Origin of the sequence: Trichococcus paludicola (assembly GCF_003052295.1) — a bacterium.
GTDB lineage: Bacteria > Bacillota > Bacilli > Lactobacillales > Aerococcaceae > Trichococcus > Trichococcus paludicola.
The window spans coordinates 126,145-142,256 of record NZ_QBLC01000003.1 but is presented as its reverse complement, the minus strand read 5'-3'; the positions used below and the strand labels follow the sequence as shown (position 1 = coordinate 142,256).

At 45.0% G+C, this 16,112-nt stretch carries 18 protein-coding genes; 2 read left to right on the top strand and 16 right to left on the bottom strand.

What is annotated here, in order from left to right:
* Nucleotides 1–113: 113 nt before the first annotated feature.
* The 3 genes from C7R56_RS05490 to C7R56_RS05480 all read right to left on the bottom strand — a co-directional run bounded on the left by C7R56_RS05490 (nt 114) and on the right by C7R56_RS05480 (nt 3,510).
* A complete protein-coding gene (locus tag C7R56_RS05490; RefSeq protein ID WP_107995571.1) occupies nt 114–776 on the bottom strand; it encodes a GyrI-like domain-containing protein in 663 nt (220 codons plus the stop codon).
* Between the two features lie 298 nt (nt 777–1,074).
* On the bottom strand, nt 1,075–2,469 hold the full coding sequence (locus C7R56_RS05485) for an alkaline phosphatase (protein ID WP_199902988.1): 1,395 nt from the start codon (nt 2,467–2,469) through the stop codon (nt 1,075–1,077).
* Between the two features lie 213 nt (nt 2,470–2,682).
* Entirely contained in the window at nt 2,683–3,510 is an 828-nt protein-coding gene (locus C7R56_RS05480; RefSeq protein ID WP_107995570.1) for an ADP-ribosylglycohydrolase family protein, read from the bottom strand.
* Nucleotides 3,511–3,630: 120 nt separating this feature from the next.
* Here C7R56_RS05480 and C7R56_RS05475 point away from each other — a divergent pair, with 120 nt between their 5' ends.
* Nucleotides 3,631–3,918, top strand: a complete 288-nt coding sequence (locus C7R56_RS05475) for a hypothetical protein (RefSeq protein WP_107995569.1) — start codon at nt 3,631–3,633, stop codon at nt 3,916–3,918.
* 125 nt (nt 3,919–4,043) lie between these two features.
* On the opposite strand, the gene C7R56_RS09120 is transcribed toward C7R56_RS05475, so the two are convergent.
* From C7R56_RS09120 to C7R56_RS05420, 11 genes are all read right to left on the bottom strand, one after another.
* Nucleotides 4,044–4,349 (bottom strand): hypothetical protein, encoded by a 306-nt coding sequence (locus tag C7R56_RS09120; protein WP_327229078.1) that lies wholly within the window; start codon nt 4,347–4,349, stop codon nt 4,044–4,046.
* Between the two features lie 331 nt (nt 4,350–4,680).
* Entirely contained in the window at nt 4,681–5,283 is a 603-nt protein-coding gene (locus tag C7R56_RS05465; protein ID WP_107995568.1) for a TMEM175 family protein, read from the bottom strand.
* Nucleotides 5,284–5,559: 276 nt separating this feature from the next.
* Nucleotides 5,560–5,940: a hypothetical protein gene (locus C7R56_RS05460; protein WP_107995567.1), complete on the bottom strand. Its 381-nt coding sequence runs from the start codon at nt 5,938–5,940 to the stop codon at nt 5,560–5,562.
* Nucleotides 5,941–6,204: 264 nt separating this feature from the next.
* A complete protein-coding gene (locus tag C7R56_RS05455) occupies nt 6,205–6,525 on the bottom strand; it encodes a DsrE/DsrF/TusD sulfur relay family protein (RefSeq protein WP_107995566.1) in 321 nt (106 codons plus the stop codon).
* Nucleotides 6,526–6,545: 20 nt separating this feature from the next.
* Nucleotides 6,546–7,622 carry a ribosome small subunit-dependent GTPase A gene (rsgA, locus tag C7R56_RS05450; protein ID WP_107995565.1) on the bottom strand — a complete coding sequence of 359 codons (1,077 nt, stop codon included), beginning with the start codon at nt 7,620–7,622 and terminating at the stop codon, nt 6,546–6,548.
* Between the two features lie 196 nt (nt 7,623–7,818).
* Nucleotides 7,819–8,385, bottom strand: a complete 567-nt coding sequence (locus C7R56_RS09080; protein ID WP_234402587.1) for a cyclophilin-like fold protein — start codon at nt 8,383–8,385, stop codon at nt 7,819–7,821.
* 15 nt (nt 8,386–8,400) lie between these two features.
* Entirely contained in the window at nt 8,401–9,360 is a 960-nt protein-coding gene (locus C7R56_RS05440) for an alpha/beta hydrolase (protein ID WP_107995564.1), read from the bottom strand.
* A 155-nt stretch (nt 9,361–9,515) separates the two neighbouring features.
* Nucleotides 9,516–10,070: a dihydrofolate reductase family protein gene (locus tag C7R56_RS05435; protein WP_159072169.1), complete on the bottom strand. Its 555-nt coding sequence runs from the start codon at nt 10,068–10,070 to the stop codon at nt 9,516–9,518.
* Between the two features lie 265 nt (nt 10,071–10,335).
* Nucleotides 10,336–10,710 (bottom strand): hypothetical protein, encoded by a 375-nt coding sequence (locus C7R56_RS05430; protein WP_107995774.1) that lies wholly within the window; start codon nt 10,708–10,710, stop codon nt 10,336–10,338.
* Complete coding sequence (locus C7R56_RS05425; protein WP_107995562.1) at nt 10,694–12,022, bottom strand: MATE family efflux transporter; 1,329 nt, start codon at nt 12,020–12,022, stop codon at nt 10,694–10,696. Before C7R56_RS05425 ends, C7R56_RS05430 begins: the two co-directional genes overlap by 17 nt.
* Nucleotides 12,023–12,197: 175 nt before the next feature.
* Entirely contained in the window at nt 12,198–12,980 is a 783-nt protein-coding gene (locus tag C7R56_RS05420) for a hypothetical protein (protein WP_159072168.1), read from the bottom strand.
* A 326-nt stretch (nt 12,981–13,306) separates the two neighbouring features.
* Between C7R56_RS05420 and C7R56_RS05415 the strand changes: the two genes are divergently transcribed.
* A complete protein-coding gene (locus C7R56_RS05415; RefSeq protein WP_107995560.1) occupies nt 13,307–13,681 on the top strand; it encodes a nuclear transport factor 2 family protein in 375 nt (124 codons plus the stop codon).
* A 121-nt stretch (nt 13,682–13,802) separates the two neighbouring features.
* Here C7R56_RS05415 and C7R56_RS05410 read toward each other — a convergent pair whose 3' ends face one another.
* Together C7R56_RS05410 and C7R56_RS05405 are read right to left on the bottom strand one after the other, a co-directional pair.
* Complete coding sequence (locus C7R56_RS05410; protein WP_107995559.1) at nt 13,803–14,591, bottom strand: SDR family NAD(P)-dependent oxidoreductase; 789 nt, start codon at nt 14,589–14,591, stop codon at nt 13,803–13,805.
* Between the two features lie 249 nt (nt 14,592–14,840).
* On the bottom strand, nt 14,841–15,755 hold the full coding sequence (locus C7R56_RS05405; protein WP_199902987.1) for a GGDEF domain-containing protein: 915 nt from the start codon (nt 15,753–15,755) through the stop codon (nt 14,841–14,843).
* Nucleotides 15,756–16,112 lie beyond the last annotated feature (357 nt).

Genomic DNA, 16,112 nt, shown 5'->3' with positions numbered 1-16,112 from the left:
ACTACAGCGTTTTTTTTCATATGATGCTCATTATGATACGAAAAAAGCTCTAGGACTGCGGCAACAGGCTAGAGCAAATCATACGACATTGTGGTTTCATTTCATGATCCATTTTACGTTTTTGTCCTGATAGGATGGCGCACGACCGTCTTCATCTTTTCTGGAGCGACTCTGCGCGGATCGTTCAGGTAAATTTCGTGGTGCCTACGGACCGTACCGTCTGGACTTACTTCCGAAATGGCATTGACGTATCCATTGGCTGCTGCAAAGTCGTCGATAGCCTTAACCGTCACGGCTTCGGTATCATAGGGACCCATATGCAGCATCTGAACGCAAATCCCTTCCGTGAACTCCGCCAACCTTGCTTTGGTGAGGTCAAGATCCGGTTTCTTTTTCTTCAGCCCTTCAACGGCCCATTGGAATACTTCATCGGTTACAAATTCCGGCTGCCGGATCATCGCTGTCCAAATCAGTTTGTCCTTTTGGCTCGTGTCAAAGGGACGATCAAGCTCCGTCCACCATAAGCCCTCCAATGGCGGAACGACGTATTCGAAGAAATCAGCGGGTGCATTGCCGCTTCTGTTGCTCATTTTGATGGTGTAGGACAGTCCGTAAAGTATTTCGATTGCTTTCGCGTATTCCCCCGATTCCTCATTGGGGTTTCCCTTGCCGTCAACCATGATAAATCTCATCTTCGGCACATCGACAATCGCGGGGACTGTCTTGGGCTGGTAGAGGTTCTTGGCTTCCTTTTTGAAATCTAATGGACCTGACATTTCATCGTTCCTCCCTCGCAAAAATATGGGTTTATCTGAGACCACCTGTAGGTCCAAATTGGTATTTGTGTCATCCAAATTATTGTATGCAATACCGCTTCGAGCATCATTTACCCCATATTTGCAACCGCTATTTTTCGGTCTCATTATAACATACCGCCCGCCAAGGTATCACGTATAGCTATCCCTCGTAAGGGAATTACAAAGGGCAAATAAAAAAGACGTCCTGCATCGAGGACGTCTAATAAGTTTTTTTTGGATAACCCTGGATTATAGTTCCTCAGCTTCGCTCTATTGGTTAATCAATCAATGCGCGGATGACTTCGGAAATCTCCGTATTATCCAGGTAAGCGCCTCTTACAGTATCCGTTTCGTCGGCAACTTTCTTGAAGATTTCTGCCCCTGCACCCTTCGCATAGAAAGGAATCAATTGGTTGGTATGGCTCCCGGAATTCCATGCCATCGTCGGCATCACGCCTGTTCCGTTGTTCACCACTTCATCATACACGCCTTCTGTTCCCGTCAGATAGCCGGTCTCATGGTCTCCGGTAACGATCAGCAGCGTTTCGCCCCAGTTGCTGTTTTCTGCTACCCAATCGTAGACAGCTTCTACGGAATTATTGAAGGCTGCTTGTTCTTCGATCAGACGTCCGCTCTGATTGGCATGCCCTGCCCAGTCAATCGCTCCGCCTTCGACCATCAGGAAGAAGCCGTCTTCGTCATTTTCCAAGACATTCAAAGCACCTGTAGTCATCACATCAAGGCCAGGCACGTTGCTGTTTTGCTCCACTGCATAAGCACCGGCTTGCGTATCTCCACCTCTTGCTTGCTGCAAGGTCGTATAGACTTCCGGCACGCCGATGACGCGGCTTGCTGTTTCTCCGGTTTGAAGCGCTTCGAAGTCCTCTTTGCTTTGGATCAGTGTCCAGGCATCATCAATCCCATCCCCGTCCGCATCGGAAACATCCAAAGTACCGTCAACCAATCCATTCCACGTAGCTGCTCCACCCACATATTTGTAGTTCGGAACGGCTGCAGCATCCCCATTATCGGTATACAGCGGATTTCCGGCACCCATGATGACGTCTGTCGCGCTATCCTTGATCATTTCGTTCGCCAAAATGCTGTAATCATTGCGGCTCTCATGATGCGCCACGAAACTTGCTGGCGTCGCATGGCTGAATTCCACAGAACTGACTACACCAGTCGCTTTGCCTTGCGATTCGAAATCTTGTGTCATATGCGTCAAATCTTCTGGTTGCTCATCGACACCGATTGCGGCATCATAGGTTTTCACGCCTGTTGACATCGCTGTACCGGCAGCGGCGGAGTCTGTTGGGTTATTCATCAAAGTGTTGAAATTTTCCCATACAGTAGTAGGATCGTATACACCCTCAGCATTGTCTGCCGTCGTTAGATCTCCCAGCGAATAAGTGCTCAAAGCCAATTGTGTCGGGAAGTTTTCGTATACTTGCGTGCCTGCTTTCCCTTCGGTATAGTAATCCGTCGCTAAAATTTGGTTGTATCCCCAGCCATCGGAAATCATCAGAATGACATTCTTGACATCTTTGCCGTTGCCGGTCAAATTCGCATTGTTGTTTGAGGCAGCCATAACCGGAACAACCGTCGCTGTGCTCATAACCCCTGCCATCAAAGCTGCCGTAATTGTTCTTCTGATTCTTTTGTTTACCATATTACAATTCCTCCTCATATCGCTTACCTAAAAATAACTTGCTTGTTTCTTTCGCTTTCTATTTCAGTGTACTCCTCGAATGTCATTTTCTTGTTAATAGCATTTATGTTTTCTGTAAAGTTTGTGAAAAAATAGTTAATTAAAATATCGAATTAGGTGGACGCAAAAGGAAAGCCTGGAGATCAACTATTGATCCATAGGCTTTCCTTTTGGTTACTGATTTATGTATTTTATGAACCGAACCCAATCCTCATATACCGAGAGCAGTTCCGCATCAAAATAGCTCAATGCACGTTCTTTGATTGGTTCCGGAATGCCATAAAAAGCTTCCGCGAGTGCACCAGCAATGGCGGCCAGTGTATCGCTGTCTCCGCCAATTGAAACCGCATTGCGGATGGCATCCTCAAACGAAGTGGATTCCAGAAAGGCCTCAATTGCTTGAGGAACCGTTGCTTGGCAATCCGTAGTGAAGCGGTAGGAGTCCCTTATTCTATCCAGCGGGTAATACTCGTCCGCAATCCTGTTTTTGATTTCGTCTTTCGAAGCGCCTTTTCGTGCCATAAAGATCACTGTTGCCGTTGCTTCCGCACCCTTCAAGCCTTCTGCGTGGTTGTGTGACACACCCGTTACGGTTTCGGAAAAATGTTGGATCTCTTTTTGGGTTCTGCCGACATACGCAACCGGGCTGATCCGCATGGCCGCGCCGTTGCCGAAACTGTGGTATGGTTGAGGATTGTCGCTGATGATCCATTGGTAGAACGCCCGGCTGAAGCCGCAATCAGGAAAGCGACGGCCGAACGCTTGCATGTGTTGGATGCTCATTTTTTCCAACAAGACATAATATTCACTGTTTCGTTCCTGCCTACTGGCCACGGATTCCATTGCATTCTCCGTCTCCATCAGTGCCTTGGCGACCGCTAGCGTCATGATGCTGTCGTCCGTCAACCGGCAATCTTCCGTGAATAGTTCAAACTCCTTGTCTTTATGGTTATGCCATTCGAAACGGGATCCGACGATATCCCCAATGATTGCGCCCAACATAGGAAGTCCTCCTTTTCTAAATTTCTGTATCCAATATAATTGAGAAATCACTATCTACATATCATCCACACATTGAAGGTGTATAACTATATTAAATTAAGTTAATAAGGAGATGACTATATGAATTGTTGCAAAAATAATAAACCAGAAGAAAAGAACCTCCCAACAGAATCCGTTGATCAGCAAAACATACATGACCGCAACGATGCAAAAGCATCAAAGCACAGCCACAAAAAACACTTCCTGCACTTGGCTTTATGCTGCGGCTTGCCGCTGTTGTTGCTGTTCGTCCTGCCGCTGATCGGCTATCAAGGAATTCTGCTGAGCATCGCGCCGCTAATCTGTCCGATTATGATGTTTGTGATGATGCCAATGATGATGAAAGGGCACGACCGCAAGGAAAAGTGATCAATAGACCTTAAAGTCCTTGAAAAATCCTTCCGTGCATTCTTCGACCCAAAGTGCGATGGCACCTTCCGCATGCGGACCATTTTTCAGGTCATTAACCACCAATACGAGATATTTTGAATTGTTTACGTAAAACTCGCATGTTCCCCAGCCACTTTGATTTTTAGGTCGATGCATTCATCCAGACCCATGTCGGCGTAGGATTCGTATTCCCCTGGGCTTTCGGTTCTGAATCTGTCGAATTTGTAGTCAGGGTAAGAGAAATATTGTGTGGATCGGTTCCTTCTCAACTGGTTTTCATCCCTGCCGTTCGTCGGGCGAATATACAACGATTCGAAATGCTCATTGTTCTCATCGATGCAGAATGCAATGCCAAGGAAGCCTCTGGCGAATTCCGGCGCGTCCGGCAAAAGACGGCTCAAAAGTTTCAATTTTCGGATCTTTTATGATTCTGAGCACTTCGTTTCCGTCAAAATCGAGGTTGTCGATAAAGTAATTCACTGCGATAAAGTTCTCTGCTTCCATGGCTATGTTCATGCTTTATTCCCCTTTGGATGATTGATTTGTACTGTTCTTTTCATCAGTCTAGCACGAATTTTGAGGTTGTAAATTAGGCACAAAAAGGTATGTTTGTAAAAAAAACGCAAGGACAGTCAGAAATTCAGATTGTCGTTGCGTCCTTTTTTGTTGCACTTGGATTCAGCTGTTAACTCAAACAATGCCGCTGCTAAATCATCCAGCTTGATGGATTGAAACTATCATTTATTTTATTGATTTCCCTTCCTCTTCGGTATTGTACAACATGCGCTCAATTCTCCTATCAGGGATTAACCAGAGCAATGCCACAATAGCGTACAGTGCCTGGGCAACCCAAGGTTGTATCATTGCTAAACCAGCTGCTGCAATGTGGGCTAACATGGATATTTTCCCCTTTCTGTCTTTTCCGATGGCTTGTTTAAGTATCGAATTACCCCCTTCAGTATTGATGATCAGTTTTTGCAATACATGATAGGCAATCGAAGCCATAAGCAACACCATTCCATATAGCACTGAGGGCACTGCGGCAGAAGGGTTCGCTCCCATCCATCCCGATGCGAAAGGAAACAGGGACAACCAAAAAAGTAGATGCAGATTAGCCCAGAGAATAGGTCCAGTCACCCTGTGAAGAGTATGCAGCAGATGATGGTGATTATTCCAGTAAATCCCAACATAGATAAAGCTAAGTACATAGCTCAAAAACGTTGAAACCATCAACAAAAGCGCCTCTATCCCTTGCTCCTCCGGAATCTTCAATTCCAGAACCATAATGGTGATGATAATTGCCAACACACCATCGCTGAATGCTTCAAGCCGATTTTTCCCCATAGCAATTCCCCTTCTGTATAAAATACTTGGATGATTATTTAATCGCTGCCTATTACCTTCATTTTTACTGTGGATTCTTATATGTTCATTTTACCACTTCTGTAATCAAATGCTTAAGCCCTTGCATTTGATGTTATTGATTTGGATTTTTCGGACAATTCCTACGACAGATTCTCATACCACCAGTGCCGCCCAATCAGTTCATCAGCATAAAAGCAAAAAAAGCACCTTCACGAAGAAGATACTTTCCCCTTATATGCAGACATCCTTATCCCATTACGCTGCTAGTTCACTGTTTCTTTTCGCATCCTTAATCTGATGCAACTTAAGCAAAATTGTTCTGGCAATCGGTGGGGCAACCAATGCTTCTATCGCAAACGAAATGACAAAGTTGCGCGGCCATTTGTAGAAAAATGTCCGGATCGGTTCGATGCTGACATGTCTGCTGCGGATCCATGTGCCGATTACGGTCATGAATATCGACATCAGGAAAACTATGTACAGGATATTCACGATGATGTGCGCATTGAAGCTATCGCCTTCTTTGACCAGCTTGTCGGTCATAAACTCAGCCGGTTTATATGTAATCAAAACGAGTGCGATGACGCTGCACCAAATCAGCGGAATCACTTTCAAGACGTTCAACCATACGTCCATTCGGAATCCCATTTCTTTTATTTCGAAATTTCAGGCAAAAAAAATGCGTGAGATCACAAAAGTGATCTCACGCTGATCCATTATACAAGTTGAAATTTCTATAATTAATATTATGATGATTTCCTAGGATTTTTGCCAGTGTATTTTCAAAAAAGATTCACCTTTTCTGACCCTCGCCATCCCGCTCTTTCTGCCTGAAGGATTTATGCTTCTGCACATTTAAAGGTACATAATGTGCCGAAGTGCTTGGATTCTAGTTTTTTTTCAGAAAGTAACAACCTTATCCGCCCATTCGACCATTTGGACGCAATCGATCATGGTGCTGATGGGGCAAACATCCGAGCCTTCCATGTTGCGCGACTGTAGGCACGTTCCACAAGCCAATATTTCACCATTCAGTTCGTCAAAAGCTTGCACTTGCGCGGCTACATCGTATGTTTCGTGGGTCATGTTTTCGATTTCAACTGCTTCTCCCATCAGGAAGACTTTCACTTCATGTCCGGTCTTCTTCGCGGTCACTGCGAACCTCATGGCGTTCCAAGATTTTTCATATTCCTTTGTTTCGATGATGATTCCTAATTTCATTGTGATTCCTCCAAATTTTATTATTTACCCTTATCTTTTGATTTGATGTACCGCTTGGCGTTCTTGATGCCTCCGAAGTCGGAAAACATGGTGCTGATTTTCTCTTTTTCGATCTGTTTGGAATTCATGCCCTCGTATTTGGCTTCCTTCTTGAGCTTTAGGTAGCTCTGCAGCCGTTCTTCGGTCAGTGCGCCATCCTCTATGGCCTTCCTGACCATGCAGCCTGGCTCGTTCTCATGCTTGCAATCTTTGAATTTGCATTGTTCTGCCAATTCATCGATGTCGACAAACGTCCTCGCCAGGTTGGCGCTTTCCAAACCGAGTTCGCGCATGCCCGGCGTATCGATGATGCAACCGCCAGTGGGTATGAGGAACAACTCCCGGTTTGTGGTCGCGTGCCGACCTTTGTCATCTCTTCTGATTTCCCGCGTTTCATTCAGTTCTTCCCCAAGGATCCGGTTGATCAAGGTTGACTTTCCCACACCGGATGAGCCGATGAAAACGACGGTCTGACCCAGTGTGATGTATTTCAGGACAGCCGTATATCCGTCCTCGCTCAGGCTCGAAGTGACCAGCACATCGACCCCGAAAGCGATCGTCTCGATTTCACGCAGCTTTTCCGGGATATCTGCGCACAGATCTGCTTTCGTCAGCACGATCACCGGCGTTGCCCCGCTGTCCCACGCGATCGCCAGGTAGCGTTCCAGCCTCCGCAGATTGAAGTCATTGTTGAGTGACATGCAGATGAAGACAATGTCGATGTTCGCCGCCACAACCTGGACGTCATGCGCCTTGCCAGCTGCTTTCCGGATAAAGACGCTTTTCCTTGTCAGAGTGTGGTGGATGATGGCATGATCCTGGCTTCCCTCATTCCGGTCGATCATCACAAAGTCGCCGACTGCCGGATAGTCCGACATTTCGACTGCAGCATGGCGCATTTTCCCTGATATTTCCGCCAGCATTTCCGATTCAGCGGTCGCCACTCGGTACAATTCCTTGTATTGCGCGATGACTCTTGCCGGATGCAGGTCCGGATAAAGGGTCGCCTCCTGCACGAACCTGTCCGAGAATCCTAAATTAATTAATCTATCAGTCATGATTCCTCTACCTCATTATCAGTAAATTTTATCTGCTTGATTTAATCCCTGATACTAGTGTACACCATTTGAAGGCATTTCATCCATTCCACCTTCACCAATGAATACAGGGACTAATCCTCAGTATAATTCGAGTAACACGATGCAAAAAAGCTGTCCAAAATTAGACAGCTTTTCTCTGATTTATAGTCTATTTTCAGTTACTAAACGTGACCTCGACACTCCCTCGTCCCAGATTTTGGGAAAGTCCAGCGGGGTCTTCAATCCGGCCGATTGGGGTGTAGCTGTAAGAGGTCGAAAAATCTTTGTAGAAAATCACCAAACAGTCGGAACCGTACAACATCACATCCCCGGCCTTGATGCTGCCAACTCTTTTGGAGTCCGTCGGCAAGGTTTCCGAAAGATAATAAAATTTTTCATTCCCATTCAGTTCATCCATTTTTAGAGTCATCGGCAACTTTTGGGTCAGTGCCTGCATTGCCGCATTGTTATCCAGCGACACAGTATATCGGGTATTTCCGACTTGAATCGTCATCATTGACATGGAGTCATCCCTTTCTTGTGGACTTGGTTCGATGAGCATTTGGTCTGTTTCTGCAACAAGTCCGGCGTCTCCCTGTTCTAACAGCGAGAAAGTATTTGCTCTTTCTGAAGAGGCCGATAATGAAGCCTCATCTGATGGCGGACTAATGGTGCATCCAGTCAGCAAAAACACATAAAATACGCACGTAAAAATAAAATCAACTTGTTTAGGTTTTTTCATCTGATCCGCATCTTTTTACAAATTTTCCGTAAAGAACGACTCAAGTTTATCGAACGGAATCAGATCCGTTCTGTCGTACAGATCCACGTGACCGGCGCCGGCAATTTCATACAGTTCTTTCGGTTCGGCCGCCATTTTGTAGGCATCCTCACTGAAATATCGCGAATGCGCATGCTCACCGATGATGAACAGGATCGGTCTAGGAGAAATCGTCTGGATGTAGTTCATCAATGGGAAGTTCATGAAAGCCATGGCGCTCGTCTTTGTGAAGGCACCGATCGAGTTCGGATGGAAGCCGCGTTTCATCGCATAATAGCCGAAGAATTCACTGCTGATCGGATCCATTCCTTCAGGGATGGAATCCACCGGCTCGCTTGGGAAGGCCGGCGTCAATTCCGGTTCATCGCCCTGGAAATCTTTCCAGCGTTGTTCACCCAGTTGGTCAAACAGCTGTGTGCGTTGTTCATCCGTCATGCTGTCTGCCCAGCCATAGCGCATCACCCGGCTCATATCGTACATGCTGACGGTCGCAACCGCTTTGATCCGCGTGTCGACCTGCGCTGCCGTCACTGCAAAACCGCCGCTGCCGCAGATGCCGATCACACCGATTTTATTTCTGTCCACAAAAGGACGCGTGCCGATAAAGTCAACAGCCGCACTGAAATCTTCAGCAAAAATGTCCGGTGACGATACGTGTCTAGGTGCTCCGCTGCTCTCTCCGTTATAGGATTCATCAAACGCAATCGCCACAAATCCGCGTTCCGCCATATTCTGTGCATAGATTCCTGCGCCTTGCTCCTTGACGCCACCGTACGGGGTGCCGACGATAAGGGCAGGATATTTTTGGGATGTGTCGATGTCTTTTGATAAATATAGGTCCGCCGCGACGGTTATGCCATAACGATTTTTAAAAGTGACCTGCTCAACGGTTACCTTATCGCTGAGTGTGAAAGTTCTGTACGTATTCTCTGTCATATCATTTCCTCCAAATTATTCAAGATTATGTTCGTTTAATCTCTAAGCAGTGAGCTTAAGTTGATTCTACGACCTAACCTTAACGTGAAGTCAAATGTTTTTTAGAAAATAATTTTGGCGGGTGAATATAGGAGCGGTGGAGTTGCAATATGGCCTTAGATGATTTTGTAACTGATGTGCGTTCTGCCAGCCGGAAGTCCAACCAACTGAATCCTTTCCAACTTTACATCACTGTTATCAAAATCCTCAAATGGCCGAAATCCGGTCCGTAAAAACCAAGGCACGATATCCACTTGCAATTCATCGATCAAACCGGTTTTTAAACAAAGCGGTGTAGTAAGTGCGCTGCCTATGATATTCACATCTTTTTCACCCGCTGCCGCTTTGGCTTGGAGGATTGCATCAGCGACGCCCGTGGTTACAAAATTGATAGTTACCTTGTCTGATTCTTTTGGATGTTTTTCTGGAGCCTTATCGGTGAAGACAAATATCGGAACTTGATACTCATAATCCACATACCAATCAGGATCTTCCGCCATTCCATATTCCTTTTGAGACATCACAACCGATCCGGTCGTCAAAATCGACTCCTTCATGACTTCCGTTTCCTTGAGCATATCCAAATCAGCGTACAACGTATTGACACTGCCTTTACTATCCTCGGCAAATCCATCCAAAGAAATGGTTAAACCTAAAACAACTTTTCCCATGTTCTTTCTCCTGTCTGAATTTATTTTGTTAGAATTGATAATCCTCATACAGACAATTCATCAATCTATTTTCAATAAGGATGATAATTTGGAAATATATTTCGATATAGTGATCCGAGCAACAGGTATTAAATGTAAAATATGTTTAGCTTTGTAAAGATTATCGCACATATCTTTAGTTTTGCGAACTTTTGCGAATATCAAAAAAAACTCTCCGAACAGTGCAGACTAGACGTTCGAGGAGTTTTTTTCTACGAATATTTTATTAGCTAGGGTCTTTATCAGTACTATCATCCATAGCCTGAAGTGCCAGTTCAAAGGACTTGACCCTTCTTTCCAGGAGGGTTTTTTGGGGACTGCCTAGCTTCGACTTGGCGTAGACGCCTTCGATTGAGGTCAGCAAACCGGCAAGCAGGATGCGGGCTTCCGCCAATTCTTCCGGTGAGTAAGTATGGGACTTTTCTTCCCAAACGTGTTCCAGCACAGCCAAGCCGATGCTGAGGGCCTTTAGCCGTTTCGCCACCACGGTCGTGTTGGCGCCTTTCTCGGTCATACTGCTCAATGCATTTTCGGATTTGCGGATGGTCGATCGGAAGGATTTCAGCGATTCCTCTTTAGTTGTTTCAGTCAAATTGTCCATAAACAAGCGTCCCCTTCTCGGTGGCATTCGCTAAATAGAGCGCAAAACCGGCGACGATCAGCTCGGAAAGCACAAAGGCCGACCAGATGCCCGTCATTTGCCACATATTGCTGAACACTATCGCCAAGGGCACAATGATCGCCAAGCCCCTCAGAATGGAGATGATGAAGGCGGCGCGTGCCTTTTCGGTGGCGCTCAGGAACATCGCCGTCACGATGTTTATGCCGACGAAGAAAAAGCCCAGGAAATAAATCTTCATGCCTTTATCCGCCAGTTGCGCGATCGCAAGATCATTTTCGTTGTTGAATAGGCTGATCAGCGTGTCCGAATAGGTAAATGTGCCCGCATAAATCAGTCCGGCTATCAGGACAGCTGTCAGCAAGGCATACTCCTTCACTTTTTTGACCAATTCCCACTTCTTCATCCCGTAGTATTTGCTGATGAGCGGCTGTACGCCTTGCCCCAGACCGGTGAAGATTGCGACAGCCACAAAAGCAAGATTCGCAACAATACCATATGCAGCGACTCCCCTATTCCCCTCGAGCCCCAAAATCAGCAGATTGAACGTCGTCAACACGACCGCGGAGGACACTTCCATGATGAACGTTGAAGAGCCCAGATTGAGGATATCCATAACCGCCGGACGGGTCATTTTGTGTTTAAGGAACGCCGGCTTGCGCTTCCTCGCTGCGAAGTGCGTGGACAGGATGCCCAAACTGATGATCGGCGAAAGGCTCGTCGCAAAAGCGGCACCGAACATACCCATCCCGAGCGGAAAGAGGAAAATATAATCCAGGATCACATTCGAAAAGCTGCCGACCAGCATCGCCGTCATGGCCAGTTTTGGATTATTGTCATTGCGCACAAAAGCGAGCACGGTGTTATTCAGGATGAAAAATGGCGCAAAGGCTAAAAGCGTAGCCATGTAAGCGTGGGTCAATGGTAAAGTGACCGCGTCCGCCCCGAGCGCCGATGACAGTGCTCTAGATCCGAATAAGCCGAGCACAACGAACAATAAGCCTGCGATGACACCAAGTTTGAGTGCACTCGCAAAGATCCCTTCAGCTTCTTCCCCTTTGTTTCGGGATTTCAATATGCCGAAACGGGCGGCGCCGCCGATGCCGATCATCAAGCCGACACCGTGAATCAGGCTATATACCGGCACAGCAAAATTCAACGCAGCGATACCATTTGCCCCCAATGCTTTCGCTATATAGAACGTGTCGGCCAAAATGTAGAAGGACACGCCGATCATCCCCAAAATATTCAAGCTGACGTACTTCGAAAAGTCCCTCAGTAATGTTTTTTCCATGTTGCAATCTCCTTCCAAAATAAAAAAGATGCCCCGAAAACATTCCTTCAAAGACCTACGGAATGTTTCTGAACACCTTGAACTCTCTGCCCGGTGGCAAAAAGAGGATTATCTATTTGGTTAATATCACTTGATTATAATTTTTCGGAGACTGATTGTCAATGCCGCCATCAGATCAATTTGCCCCAGGCTTTACTTCAAATTTTTTCACACTGAAAAATAAGCAGCCAACCATGACTGCGGCTATATCCACAAAAGTTCTTAACAACAAGTCAATCATATCAGCATCAAACACAAGCGGCATGAAGAAGTTAAACAGAAACAGATTCAGGCCAAACAACACGCCTCCAACAATCAGCACATTTGCGGTCCTGCTGCTCTGCTGAACATGTTTGTTGAACCAATCCAAAACACACGCAGTGGTAAGTCCAGTCACTGCGCACCAAATGAGGGTTTCCAAAGGTTTTTCTGCAAAGGACGAATAAATATCCAACACATAATACTGGATCAGTCGCCCGATAATAAACAGCCCCGTAATGGCAACAATCGCCATAATACTGCTGTTCCCTGGCAGCTTGCTATTCCTTTCCCCCTCTTTTTTTCCAAGCATAACTCCTACCAAGGCACCCATGACCAGTAGAGAAAAAGTATCAGCCAGAGGATATGTGATTCTGTCAAGTGGCGCGGCGTGCGGTAACGGCTCGAGCAGATATACAATCCAAACAAGGCTGAAAGCAATACCGTATTTAAGTCCTTGTACTACCCTGCTCCCCGATAACTGATCGCATACCAGCAAAAACATCGCTGCAATCAGCGAGAAGGCAATGACACCATACACAGAAAAAGCTAACGGCATCGTACCGTTGACCACAAACACACTTGGAGGCAAAATCGACTGTTTTCCAGGCGGAATCAATAGCTGTCCAATAATCCTCGAAAAGGTTGTCATCACGCCCACAAAAAGAATCTTGAGTATACATTTAGTCCTTACTACCACTACCGCACCCCACTTATTTATCAACTTATGGTATCTTACTTCTGTAATTTGCTTGATGGAAATCTTGAACGTATAATTTAATTAAGGCATTCACAAAACAGTTGTCCATCCCCTCTGGTTTATTATACGTCTTCATACTGATACATATCAAAGTTTTAACCGATTGAAAGGCCGTTCCGCCTGACTCATGACTGAAATCGGGAGCATGCGGTGGCACTCATTCAATCATGCAGATCAATAGCTAACCGGCTCTTCCGAATAAAGTATGATACATGGAGGTTTATAATATGTCTGAGCAAGTAACCGTTGAAACATTGAAGGACTTTCTGGAAGCATTCAACCGTCACGACCTGGATTCCATCATGAGCTATTTCGCAAATGATTGCATCTTCTATATGCCCCGAGGCACCAAACCACGCGGCAATCGATATGTCGGAAAAACGGAAGTCAGAGCAGGTCTGGCAACTCGATTCGAGGGTATCCCAGATGTACATTATGGAGAGGATCAGCATTGGATCTGCGGTAATTTGGGAGTATCGGAGTGGACTCTCACCGGTACGACTAAATCAGGGCAGCAGCTTGAGGTGCGAGGTGTTGATCTGCTCGAGTTCGCTGGAGGAAAAATTATGCGCAAAGATTCTTTCTGGAAGATACTGGAATGATGGGCAGAGACTTCTCTCGGAAATGTGTCAATCACCTATAGTCCTCGTGATATTGTCAAAGGCAGCCAACAATATGTTGACTGCCTTTATTTATAATACTTTATCATAAACTCAAAGTTCTCTATATCAGTCTGTCTTTACGGAAGCCTGCCGTTATAAAACGCCAAGCAGCCTTTCGTTTTGTCAGCCAAGCGATTTGGGCGTCATTCCTGGTGTTGCTGAGTATTCTTGGTATTAAAAATTTTGCGACTGTGGCCGGTTTATCGGCCAATATATTGAATATCTTTCTGAATTTCTCATCTGCGATGACCGGAGACGGCTCACCGTTAGGCGTTTTTGTGATAAAATCAGTCAGCACCATGCCCGGAGATAACCTCCCCGCTATTACATTGGTACCATCCAATTCCTTGGCGAGCCCTCTCATAAAGTACGTTAATGCGTGCTTGGTGGTGCCGTACAATATTGTTTTTCTCTGTATCATATTGTTTGAACCCAGGCCCTCCATACTGTATATCGCGCCTTGTCCCTGCTTTAGCATTCCAGTTGCCGCAATCTGTGAACCGTATATCATACCAATAAGATTGGTCTTAATAATATTTTCGGTGTCTGTTTCGCTCATTTCCCACGAAAACAGGTGCGGCGTATTTTCCCCCGCGTTATTGATCCATATATCTATCTTGCCCCATTGTGCCGAAGAAGCGTCCCAAAGTTTTTGCAGATTTGCTCTTTCTTGGACATTGCATGAGACATAGATGTATTTCCCCTCAAAGGGCGACAGTTCCCTTTGAGTTGCTTCCGCGAGTGCTTTCCCTCTGCCGGACAGCGTAACATTACATCCGGCTCGCAGAAACTCGGTTGCCATAGAAAAACCAAGGCCACGAGTACTACCCGTTATCACAATGTTTTTCATAATATTCCTCCGTTAGTGTGGATTCAGCCATTCCCGAATTGGCAGGAGATTCCCTCTCTTGTGCCGTCAAAACCGTTCATTACAACATGGTTTCGCAACCGTTTTCTTCGCAACTTATTATATCATACCGCTACAGACTTCCAGTGCGCAAAAAAGCCGTAAGGATAGTCATTATTCACGACAGTCCTTGCGGCTTTACATAACGGTTAAAAATTCCTTTGAAAACCTATTTTTTAGCATTTCTTCCTACTAACCAACCACTTTGTTCCTTCCGGACTTTTTAGCTTCATATAATTTCTTGTCTGAACGGTGAATCAGAGTCTCATAGTCTATCATTTCTTCGCTTGTTATAGTATAAAGTCCAAAACTTGAAGTTAGCTTGATCTTTTCTCCATTATAGCTAAAAACTGTATCTTCAATGGCTTTTCTCATTCTATCAGCGATAACTCCTGCGATTTTTTTATCTGTATTTGTTAAGCAGACAATAAACTCTTCACCGCCAAATCTGGCAATCCAATCCACATCTTGTCTTGTGTTTTTCCCAAGGATTCCGGCAACTTCTTTTAATATGTGATCCCCTGCCAAATGACCATAGGTGTCGTTGACTTTTTTGAAATGATCAATATCTGCCATCAGGACTGAGATTGGTTGATTTTCCAGATGAGATTTGACCATATCTGCAGGTAATCTTTCAATGATATATCTCTTGTTATAGATTTGTGTCAGCTCATCTGTTACTGCTGCTACATTGGCTTGTTCCAGCAGTCTTTTAATTTCCAAGCTTTCAGTTAACTCTCGGTCACCAAGAATCATGCTTTTTGTAACGTTTTTTAAAAGTTCAACTACAACCATTCTATCTTCTATTTTTACCGGTATTGCTGTAACCATAATGATTTTATCAAGAGAAGTTTCTATTTTGATAAAAGTGTCATTTTCATTGTAGGCTCTCATGGAAATACAATTCTTGCATACCGTACCTTTCCCCCATATGCCAAAACAGGCTTCCAGAACCGGCATGAGTTCTTCTTGATTTTTATTTTTAACAAATAAGACTTCCTTTTTAATAGGGTCTACAATCCTTACCTGTTCATACATTTTTTCAAATGTTGTCAATTGACTTATGAGTGTCTGAAACCCCTTCAAATTTATTTCTACCTTAATCACCTCTTCTTAATATTTATCGTTACAGCAAACCATACCCTATTTTCTCATTTTTTTCATTTCAATTATACCATAGGAAATTTCTACCGAAAATTCAAAGATAACATATATAGGATTCTTCCTGATGAACAAATGGGTAAGAATGAACTTCCATATCCCGTATTTCACCATTAGCCAATCTATGTTGAAAGTTAAATCACTTTAACCGCACTCAAAAACCAAAAAAACCTGAAAACAGCATAAATATGCCATTTCCAAGGGTTTGTACATTTATTTGTTGCGTGTCAACGCCACAACTGATTCCACGTGTCTCGATTGTTCCTAATTGATGTCGTCATATCAGAACATGTCTACACATTT